The sequence below is a fragment of the Gaetbulibacter jejuensis genome, from assembly GCF_039524015.1.
GTDB lineage: Bacteria > Bacteroidota > Bacteroidia > Flavobacteriales > Flavobacteriaceae > Gaetbulibacter_B > Gaetbulibacter_B jejuensis.
In genome coordinates, this window is the sequence record NZ_BAAAGF010000001.1 from 899,204 (window position 1) to 908,742 (window position 9,539).

Annotated in this window: 8 protein-coding genes and 1 pseudogene; 8 read left to right on the forward strand and 1 reads right to left on the reverse strand. The window is 30.0% G+C overall.

Annotated features, from left to right (window positions below):
- Positions 1–160 precede the first annotated feature (160 nt).
- From ABD011_RS03990 to ABD011_RS04015, 6 genes are all read left to right on the forward strand, one after another.
- Positions 161–3,301: a sensor histidine kinase gene (locus ABD011_RS03990; RefSeq protein WP_343795969.1), complete on the forward strand. Its 3,141-nt coding sequence runs from the start codon at positions 161–163 to the stop codon at positions 3,299–3,301.
- Positions 3,288–4,052 carry a LytR/AlgR family response regulator transcription factor gene (locus ABD011_RS03995; RefSeq protein ID WP_343795971.1) on the forward strand — a complete coding sequence of 255 codons (765 nt, stop codon included), beginning with the start codon at positions 3,288–3,290 and terminating at the stop codon, positions 4,050–4,052. The genes ABD011_RS03990 and ABD011_RS03995 overlap by 14 nt, the downstream gene beginning before the upstream one ends.
- 243 nt (positions 4,053–4,295) lie before the next feature.
- On the forward strand, positions 4,296–4,439 hold the full coding sequence (locus ABD011_RS04000; protein ID WP_343795973.1) for a hypothetical protein: 144 nt from the start codon (positions 4,296–4,298) through the stop codon (positions 4,437–4,439).
- A gap of 89 nt (positions 4,440–4,528) precedes the next feature.
- Positions 4,529–4,804, forward strand: coding sequence for a hypothetical protein (locus ABD011_RS04005; RefSeq protein ID WP_343795975.1), 276 nt, complete (start codon positions 4,529–4,531; stop codon positions 4,802–4,804).
- A 342-nt stretch (positions 4,805–5,146) separates the two neighbouring features.
- Entirely contained in the window at positions 5,147–5,359 is a 213-nt protein-coding gene (locus tag ABD011_RS04010) for a hypothetical protein (RefSeq protein ID WP_343795977.1), read from the forward strand.
- Between the two features lie 15 nt (positions 5,360–5,374).
- Entirely contained in the window at positions 5,375–5,785 is a 411-nt protein-coding gene (locus tag ABD011_RS04015; RefSeq protein WP_343795979.1) for a hypothetical protein, read from the forward strand.
- Positions 5,786–6,388: 603 nt separating this feature from the next.
- Here the strand turns inward: ABD011_RS04015 and ABD011_RS15745 are convergent.
- A pseudogene (locus ABD011_RS15745) lies at positions 6,389–6,469 on the reverse strand (hypothetical protein); the annotation flags it as partial.
- A 516-nt stretch (positions 6,470–6,985) separates the two neighbouring features.
- On the opposite strand from ABD011_RS15745, the gene ABD011_RS04020 reads away from it, so the two are divergent.
- Both ABD011_RS04020 and ABD011_RS04025 read left to right on the forward strand, forming a co-directional pair.
- Positions 6,986–7,780, forward strand: coding sequence for a hypothetical protein (locus ABD011_RS04020; RefSeq protein WP_343795981.1), 795 nt, complete (start codon positions 6,986–6,988; stop codon positions 7,778–7,780).
- Positions 7,781–8,160: 380 nt separating this feature from the next.
- On the forward strand, positions 8,161–9,539 hold a 1,379-nt coding region (locus tag ABD011_RS04025; protein WP_486323395.1), incomplete at its 3' end, for an autotransporter outer membrane beta-barrel domain-containing protein.

Below are 9,539 nucleotides of genomic sequence, written 5' to 3' on the forward strand. Positions count from 1 at the left end.
GTAAGTGACTAAATAAGTAATGCTGGGTCAATAGGGTTGTAGGGTATCATGTGCCTTAAAGTTAAAAATGATAATAACTTAATTTGTTTAAATACTTATGAATAACTATTTTTTAGTGTTATTTTAAATTAAATAGCTGGTTATGAGGGTGGTTTTGTTTGTGATATTTTTTTTACAACTACTTTTAGGTTGTTCTATTTATGCACAAGAGTTTACAATAAAAAAAATTGATGCTAATCATAATGGAGGTAGTGCTGTGAATAAAAAAGCACTTTATATAGATGATGATGGATTTTTATGGTATTCAACAAAAGGGGGAGTGGTTAAAGAACATGGCACAAACTCTATATTTTTTAACATTTCAAACCCTATAGGGTTTATCGATCCACCGCAGGTAAATCAAATTTTCAAATCAAAAAGCAATTTTTTATGGATAGCGACTTCACATGGTGCTTATTCTTTAAATTTAAGTACAGGCAAAGGTACGTGGGTAGAGACTAAAATACCTGAACATTCTAAAGTTATCGATGTGTATTCAATTTTTGAAGATAACATAGGAAATATATGGCTAGGTACAGAAATAGAATTTGTATTTAAAGTTTCAATTGAAGGAGAAGTACTTCCTGTTAAGCTTATCGATAACCTGTTTTTTAAAAATATGGTTTATGGAGATAGAACCCCTATAAATACCTTTATTAATCCTAGAATTAAGTTTTTAGGACATAATGATAAAGAGTGTCTTGTAATAAGCCAAATGGGAGTTTTGTCTGAAATCAATGTTCTTACTTTAGAGCAAAGAAAAATAGTTGATATTAATAAGCAAAGTAAAGTGCGAACGCATAAAGATTGGCTTTTAGTGGATAAGAGTGCATTAGACTTTCTTTGTTTTACATCTTTAGGATATTATCAGTTTCAAAAAAACACTTATACATACTCTTATATTGATGAGTTAGATAAGTTTTATGTAGAAGTCCCTTTTGGAAGCGAGTTATTACAAATGAATGAAGAAGGTAAGGTTTATTTTGTTAAAACAAATGACAGATCACTTATTCTGTATTCATTTTTATCAAAAAAGGAAGGTGTTTTATTATTAAAAAATAATGAATTTAAATTTGACTATCCAATATTAAATACACATGTAAGTAAATCGGGAATTATTTTGACTAATACTCAAGAAGGCAAAATTTGTTTTTTGAAAAGAAAAGTATCAATGTTTAAAAAGTATTTATATAGTAGTTCAACAAAAATTAAAGGCATTAGTTGTAGAAATATAGTTGAAACTTCAAATAGAGATATACTTATTTATACTTATAATGGGTTCTTTAGAAGAGCAGATAATACGGGGTATTTTAAAAAGATCGTTGGGTTGCCACCTAGTCTTATTAGTTCATTTCATGGTTTTTACATGGAAAATGACTCTATAATTTGGGGGTTTGGTTATTCTCATTTTGTGAGCAGAATCAATATTAATAAAAAAACGTTTAAATCTTTTAAGTTAAAAGTAGATACTTTATCGCAAACAACCACATTTAGGGATGCAATTGTATTAAATAGGGATTTATTTTTACTTAATGCTAAAGGCTTATACAGTATAAACATGGATTCATTTAAGTTTAATGACTTAAATCAATTAAGTAAAGATATAAATATTGAAGGAATTGAATTAAAAGAATTGTTTATTGATTCAAAAAATGAAAATCTATGGATTGGGTCTGTAAATGGGGTATATAAAAAAAATTTAAAAACTCAACAAGCTTACCATTTTCATAAAAATACAAAACCCATTCAATTGGTAAGTAATGAAGTAAATGTTATTTTCGAAGATAAAAAAAAAAACATATGGCTTGGAACTGATAACGGGTTACAAAAAATTGATGTTAATAATAATACCTCACAAGTTTTTTCTGAAAACACCCCTTTTAAAGGGAATAAGGTTACTGGAATAATTGAAGATAACAACAATTTATGGATAAGTACTTTTAATGGTTTAGTTAAGTTTAATACTACTCATAAAGTTTTTCAGGTGTTTTTTAAAGAGAACGGTTTAACTAATAACGAATTTAACTTTAATTCATACCTTAAATCAAGTAGTGGAGAAGTTTTTTTTGGTGGAATTGATGGGTTAAATGGATTTTACCCTTATGAAATTTTAAAAAGAAGAAATTCATTTAAACTATTTTTGAATCAGTACAAGGTGTATAATAAAGATAGTCAAAAAATTGACAACCATTATTTAAATGTATCCGAAATAAACTCTTTTACTTTACCCTATAATTACAACTACCTTTCTTTAGATTTTTCGATAAACGATATTTCTAATATAAGTGGTAACACCTACCAATACAGATTAGTAAATAATAATCAAAATTGGATTGATATTGGGTCTTCGGGGAAAATACAATTTCAAGGATTAAAACCAGGAAAGTACATCTTGGAGGTTAGAGGAATATCATCTTTAGGAGATTATACAAACACCTTAAGTTATACAATCGTTTCAAAAGAAATATTCTATAAGTCACCCTTTTTTATAATTAGTATCTTTTTCTTAATAGTTTCTTACTTTTATTATATTAATAAAAAGTCTAGACAAAGGTTGAAAAAGGATTTTCATCAAAAGATAAAGATGATGGAATTAAAGTCAAAAGCCTTCAGGTCTCAAATGAACCCGCATTTTTTGTTCAATTCACTTAATGGTATACAAAACGCTATAATTTCAAAAGGCGAAAAAGAAGCAAATAATTACATTAATCATTTTTCAAAAATACTAAGGCATACTTTAAATATTAGTAATCTTGAATTTATATCACTAATAGATGAAATAGACTATCTTAAATCTTATGTTGAACTTACAAAGATTAAATTAAATGATGATATTATAGTCAATTTTAATGTGAAAAATGATATAGAATCACAAATATTAATTCCTTGTATGTTATTTCAACCCATTGTAGAAAATGCTATTATTCATGGGCTAATGCCTAAAAAAGGGGAAAAATCATTGGAGATAACTTTTCAAATTACACAAACCAGTGTTGTTGGAACTGTTTTGGACAATGGCATTGGTATTGAAGCTTCCAAAAAGAAAAAAAAGAGACTTCAGCATAATAAAAAATCTTGGGCAACAGTTATTTTAAAAGAGAGGATAGAAATTTTTAATACTTTAAACAAGGATAAAATACAGTTTTCTTTACTAGATAGGAAAACTTTAGAAAACACATCCGGAACAAGAGTTGTAATATCTATTCCTTTGATACTGCAGGATAAAATTAATTTTAATCTACAAAACTATGGAAATAATTAAAGCAGTAATTATTGATGATGAAAATGATAATGTTGAATTGCTAGAACATTTTTTAAAAACATATTGCCCAACAATAACTGTAGTAGGAAAAGGTAATACGGTAGAAGAAGGTATTAATATTATAAGCTTACAAAAACCGCAATTATTATTCTTAGATATTGAATTGAATAACAATAACACTGCTTTTGATATTTTAGATAAAGTTAACTATACAAGTTATAAGGCTATTTTTGTTACGGCTTATAATGAGTATGCCATAAAAGCCTTTAAATATAATGCAGTAGATTATATTTTAAAACCTATTAATATAGATGATTTGGTTAATGCTGTAAATAAAATATTAATAGATATTGAAAGAAGCCTTTATACTTCGCAAATACAAATGAAATTGTTCTCACAATCTTTAAATAATTTAAATGAAAAATTAGAGGTTATTGCTGTACCGTCTTTAAACCAAATAGATGTTGTAAATCTAGATAGTATATCTTACTTAGAATCACATGAGAGATATACAATTTTTCATAAAATTGATAGCTCAAAGGTTGTAGCATCAAGAAACATTGGCGAGTATGAAGCCATATTGCCAAGTAAAACCTTTTATAGGATACATCATTCCTATTTGGTCAATATAACTAAAATAGTTAAAATTAATAAATCTGAAGGAAGTTACTGCGAAATGATTAATGGCATTATGCTACCTATTTCTCGAAGAAGAAATGATGGGTTATCTAATTTGTTAATGTTAAAATAGTTTTTACATCCGCAATTTGCTCATATTAAGCACGTTGTACATTGTGCTATCCAATTTTAACGCGTATTGCAGCTTTTTTACCACTTATTACATCAACCCTACCACTTATTTGCTAAATCAACCACTTATTACATCTCATTAGCTTATTTGCTTCATGTTAAATTATATTTAACCTACCAGAAGTGTTCTGGGTATTTTTTTAATTTAAAAACTATTTTTATGAAAACTTTAGAATTAAATCAAATGGAAGTTATCAATGCTGGTGATGAATTGGCATCTTGTGGGGTAGCTATAGTAGCAGGTGGAATGGTAGGTAGTATGATTGGTTTACCTTGGCTTGGAATGATTTCTGCTGCTACTGGTCCAAATTGTCTAGGGTGGTGGTAGTTATACAGCTAACAATGATTTTAAGTTTTAACTGCCCAATGTTTTAAAATATAATATTGGGTAGCTATTTTTAAACAAAAAATAAACCTATGGAAAAACTTTTTTTTTATATAGAATTAGAATTTAAAGAAAAATTTAACCTTAAACTCACCAATAAGGGTGATAAGTTGATTATTAAAAATAATTACTACTGTTTCAAATTAAAAGAAAGAAATGGAACTTTTGAAATGACTCATTTTTGGAAATATGGTTTATTAAATATAGTTTTTCGTAAACAATACGAGAATATGCTCGAATTATTTGAAGCTATAATAGATTACTCAAAAAAAAGCAAAATCTCAATTACTCAAACATACTATAATTAATGCGTAAACAAAGTTTAATATTAGTTATAATCTGAAGTTTTATAACGGTTTTATTCGGAATTTTTCCTAAAGAGATAATGCAAGTTAAAAAACTAATAATGAATTCATTAGTCAAACAATTAACTCTGGAACAAATAGAAGGAATATTAGGGTCAAAAAGTGGGTGTTGTTTAGCTATATTATACTGCCATTATTTCTTTTAATCAAAACATCAATCCTACTACCACTTATTCGCTAAATCAACCACTTATTACATCTCATTAGCTTAATTGCTTCATGTTAAATTATATTTAACCTACCAGAAGTGTTCTGCGTATATTTTTTAATTTAAAAACTATTTTTATGAAAACTTTAGAATTAAATCAAATGGAAAACGTACAAGGAGGTCAGTGCGAAGGCGCTCTTGAGACTCTAGGGCTAGGAACTGCTGGGTCTGGGACAATTTTATCAGGAGCCGCATTATATGCTGGGTTAGCAACAGGTCCAATAGGATGGGCATTTTTAGGGCTTGCTGCTGCTAGTTTTGCTATAGCAGCTGCCTCTTGTAGTGATTAATTAATAGTTAAAGATATGAATAAGTTAAAAATTTTTAGAAAAAAAGAATTGAACAATAAAAACAGAAGCTTTAAGGTCTTTTTTAACGACCAATATATTGGAAAACTTGAAGATGGTGTAGAATATAAAGATTTTGAAGTAGATTCATTTCACGGAAAATTAAAAATTAGTGTTGATTGGTGCTCTTCTAACACACAAAAAGTTGAATTCAAAAAAGGGCAAGATAATGTAAAAGTATTTGAAACGAGTAGTTCAATTCCAAATTATGCATTTTTAATAATCATTTTTGGTTGTATTCTTTCTACAGTACTCTATTTTATCTTCAAGCAATCTATATTTGCAATTACACCTTTAGTTTTAATTCTCTATCCATTATGGATGATTACTTTTGGTCGCAAAAGATATTTAAGATTGACCTTGCGTTGAAATATGATATTTCTAAAAAAGAGTACGGTGTAAATGTTTCCATCTTGCTCTTTTAATCCCTAAATACAAATTAATAATAATTCATTAGCCAAACAATTAACTCTGGAACAAATAGAAGGAATATTAGGGTCAAAAAGTGGGTGTTGTTTAGCTATATTATACTGCCATTATTTCTTTTAATCAAAACATCAATCCTACTACCACTTATTCGCTAAATCAACGACTTATTACATCTCATTAGCTTAATTGCTTTGAAGGCTTCCCTGTTTCTCATACAGTTTAAAAATCAATTAATTTTAAATCATGAAGAAAAGCAGATTTACAGAGTCACAGATAATATCTATGCTTCACCAGTATGATTCAGAAATGAAAGTCTCGTATATATACCGAGACAAAATCACCACAGCCACTTTTTACAGTTGAAAAGTAAATATGGCCGCATGGATGCGCGTCAACTTAAAAAGCTCTAAAGCCCTGTGAGGGTAAGGGTTTTGCTCAAGCAATTGCAGCTGAACAAGGCCTAAGTATTCAGAGAGCCTGTGCAATGGTTAGCCTAAGCAAATTCATGTAGTATTATAAATCGCTTAAGGACCTTTTCTTTCTTTAATAATTCATATTGTTCACGTTGCGTGGTGTAATAGTAAATTTCAGGATTTCACCATGGCTATTAATAAACAAATGTAATTTGAATCTATATTGTAATTAACAAAACTAGTAGACTCAACTACTTGTGTTAGTTACTTGAAAATATTGTTTCGCTATGGTAGAGTTTATAAAAGGCTCCCTGTGCACTTAGTCATAGAACATGTTTTCAGGAAAATGTCATGCTACAAGATGTGGTAAATTGTAGTGCCCAATGATTAATGGCATTATGCTACCTATTTCTCGAAGAAGAAATGATGGGTTATCTAATTTGTTAATGTTAAAATAGTTTTTACATCCGCAATTTACTCATATTAAGCACGTTGCACATTGTGCTATCCAATTTTAACGCGTATTGCAGCTTTTTACCACTTATTACAGCTTTTTTACCACTTATTACATCAAATCAACCACTTATTCGCCAAATCAACCACTTATTACTTTTCAGTTTGTCTTTAAGTAATTTCAAAAGTTATTTGTATTGAAATTATTTTTTGATGAAAAATGGCTAATAGAACACTTAATAAAATTCAATCTTATTTCCAAGACCTTAAATATATGAAGAGTTCATTCATAGATAAGGGTATGAGATTAGAAAATGATTTTAAAGCCGAAAAGACTATTCTTTATAATCCACGAGTGTCTAAAATTATTAATCAAGTTTGGTTGAATATTTTAGTTTGGAAGTTTGAGGCTGTAGAAGAAAAATTCACATTGTTAAGTGCCTATCATAGCTATGATAGGCCAAAATCAATGTCTTTTGAAATGTTTGTTAGCTCTATAAAAAATTGTTTTTCTCAATATTTCATAGACCTGGTTTTAGATTTTATGAAGCAAGTAAACGATGTAAAAAACCCAAACAGACACAATCAATGTCTTCAGGTTTTTTTGCCATTAATAGTAGATTATGGTAGAGACCACTCTTATGTAGCGTTATACATTAGTCCTGTTGTGCCTACTCATATGCATAGTGGTAACTCTATTTTGTATGAAGATTTTTATTTCGTAGCAATACCTCTTAAAGAATATGAAGGAGAGCCAATTTCTTTCAACCTTTTTATTGATATGAAAAGAGATGTAAAAAGCACACAATCTTTAAAAATTAAAAACAATGAAATATATGTAGATCAAATACTTACAAGAAAGCAATTAAAAGTTTTTAAGCTTATGATAGATAATAAAAATTCTAGAGAAATTGCAAAGGCTTTAGGTGCATCTTACAGTAGCATATTAAAGTTTAATATTAGAATCACTTCTGTGTTGAGCGATTTCTTTGACAAACAGTTTAATTCGGTGAACGAAGCCATTAACTATTATAAAAAATGTTTCTGTAATTCTGAGTTAAAAACCTGATTACCATAATCTTTTTTGAGTGTTGGTTTCGGTTCAGCGATAAAAACAAACAATTTAACTAATAAATATCCCAAACATGATAGGGTATCAACCCCCATGATTAATAAACTTCATTCATTTGTAAAGTAAACATAACCCTTCCTATAACATTAATGTATTGAGAGGCTTTGTCTCAATCCTAAATTATCATTTAATAAATGGACTTCATAATTATGTTAATAGCGTTTTTAATTGATTAATAGCAACTTTTAGGTTGAGCAAAGTCTTTCTTTTTTAATGTGCAGGGGGTTTAAAATAAATCTTTTTGCTATTAAAACAACTTTTATTATGAAAAACAATCGAGTTATCAACAAATTACTAATTATTAAAATTGAACTATTATGAAAAAAATATTAACTATTTTTTTGTTTTCGTTTGCAGGATTAACAGCATGGTCTCAAGTTGGCGTAGGGACTCCGCTGCCTAATGCTTCATCTCAATTAGATGTAGTTGCAAGCGACAAAGGTGTGCTCATTCCTAGAGTAGCACTTTCTAGTAGCACAGATGCTACAACCATTACCAATGGTAATATTGAAAGCCTGTTGGTGTACAATACGGCTACAGTTGCCGATATTGTCCCTGGATACCATTACTGGGATGGTGCTAAATGGGTGCGTTTGGCTATTAGTGACGAACTTGGCAGTGGTGAAACAGTAACAAGTTTAGTAGACAACGGCGATGGTACATATACCTATACTAGTGAAGATGGTACCATTACAGTAATTGATATTGAAAACAACGAAACGGTTACCAACTTGGTAGACAATGGAGACGGTACTATTACTTATACTAATGAGGATGGAACCGCACAAACGGTAAATATAGCAGCAATGGTAACTGCTAATGAGACATTAACATCGGCTAGTTTTGATCCAGCTACGGGTATCTTAACGTACAACGACGAGGATGGCGTTGCTACCAATATGGATTTATCCGCAATGATCTCTAATTTTGAGACCTTAACAAGTATCTCACAAGATGTTGCAGCAGGTACTATTACATATGTAGATGAGGATGGAGTATCTACAGTGTTGGATATTGCAGCGCTGATTGCACAAAATGAGACCTTGACTACTTTGGTAGATAATGGAGATGGTACTATCACGTATACTGATGAAGACGGTGTAGCAACAGTAATCAACATGGCTACTATCATAGGAGCTAACGAAACGGTTACCAACTTGGTAGACAATGGAGACGGTACCATTACGTACACTAATGAAGACGGAACCGCACAAACGGTAAATATAGCAGCAATGATAACTGCTAATGAGACATTAACATCGGCTAGTTTTGATCCAGCTACGGGTATCTTAACGTACAACGACGAGGATGGCGTTGCTACCAATATGGATTTATCCGCAATGATCTCTAATTTTGAGACCTTAACAAGTATCTCACAAGATGTTACAGCAGGTACTATTACATATGTAGATGAGGATGGAGTATCTACAGTGTTGGATATTGCAGCGTTAATAGCACAAAATGAGACCTTAACTACATTAGTAGATAACGGTGATGGTACTATCACGTATACCGATGAAGACGGTGTAGCAACAGTAATCAACATGGCTACTATCATAGGAGCTAACGAAACGGTTACCAACTTGGTAGACAATGGCGATGGTACAGTTACGTACACAAACGAGGATGGTACAGCGCAAACAATAGACGTAGCATCAATAATTGATGCCCAAGAAACATTAACTACATTAGTAGA